2 protein-coding genes are annotated in these 1171 nt (G+C 54.3%); one reads left to right on the top strand and one right to left on the bottom strand.

The window, feature by feature from the left end; genetic code table 11:
- The first annotated feature begins 29 nt into the window (after positions 1 to 29).
- A complete protein-coding gene (locus tag B3Z49_RS07400) occupies positions 30 to 392 on the top strand; it encodes a hypothetical protein (RefSeq protein WP_296989488.1) in 363 nt (120 codons plus the stop codon).
- Between the two features lie 83 nt (positions 393 to 475).
- Here B3Z49_RS07400 and B3Z49_RS07395 read toward each other — a convergent pair.
- Positions 476 to 1171 (bottom strand): BMP family ABC transporter substrate-binding protein (locus tag B3Z49_RS07395; protein ID WP_296989486.1); only part of this gene is annotated, 696 nt, incomplete at its 5' end.

Genomic DNA, 1171 nt, shown 5'->3' with positions numbered 1-1171 from the left:
TGCAAACGGGAACCGTCAGGGACACACCGATGTCGAAAGATCTTCGGAATTTTCCATATCGTGTCGTTATTCACGAGAAACATTCCGCCCAAGCTGTGCTGGACTGGCTCGACATCAATGTCATGAGCAAGAACTGGACGATGGGCATTCGGAACATCGAACTCCCGCGTGGCGACCAGAATGCCCCGATTGTCGATATGGTGATCTATTTCAATCGCCGTGAAGATATGGAACGCTTCCGCGACAAGTGGGCCGGTAAAACCCGCGAACACAAGGTCAAGCTGCATGGCTGGCGCGCAGCACTCTATGCCCTGCGGCATCCAAAAACCGAAATGATCGCCTATGAAAAGTCAGACGAACCAAATCGACCCAATCCCAAGAAGCCATCCTGACAAACCGTCACAAGAAAAGCCCCGCGCAACCTAATGCACGGGGCTTCGTCATTTAACCGATCCGGATGGATCGGAAATCCGACTTATTTCGGCAGTTCGGCATCGATGCCTTTGATGTACCAGTCCATGCCAAGCAGCATGCCGTCATCAGCAACTTCGCCTTCTGCAACGCGCAGTTCGCCTGCCTGATCATAGATCGGGCCGGTGAACGGGTGGAATTCACCCGAAGCAATCTTGGCAGCAGTTTCTTCTGCCAGGGCTTTCACGTCGTCAGGCATGTTGGTGTACGGTGCCATTTCGACCATACCGGTGTTGATACCACCCCAGGTGTCTTTGGATTCCCAGGTGCCATCGGCAACGGCCTTGGCGCGGGCAACATAGTAGCTGTCCCAGTTATCAACGATCGCGGTCAGCTGTGCCTTCGGTGCGAACTTGATCATGTCAGAAGCCTGACCGAAACCAAGAACGCCACGGTTTTCAGCAACCTGAAGCGGTGCCGGGCTGTCGGTGTGCTGAACCATGATGTCTGCACCCTGGTCAATCAGGGCCTTGGCAGCATCGCCTTCCTTGCCCGGATCATACCAGGTGTTGGCCCAAACGATTTTGACCTGCACGTCCGGGTTAACCGACCATGCGCCCATCATGAAGGAGTTGATACCACGGACAACTTCCGGGATCGGGAAGGAACCGACATAGCCAACGATGTTCGACTTGGTCATTTTACCGGCGATCACACCAGCAACATAACGGCCTTCATAGAAACGTGCGGCATAGGTCGA

This window comes from Thalassospira sp. UBA1131, from assembly GCF_002311515.1.
Classification (GTDB): Bacteria; Pseudomonadota; Alphaproteobacteria; order Rhodospirillales; family Thalassospiraceae; genus Thalassospira.
The sequence above is the reverse complement of the archived record's forward strand: the minus strand, read 5'-3'. Positions and strand labels throughout refer to the sequence as shown.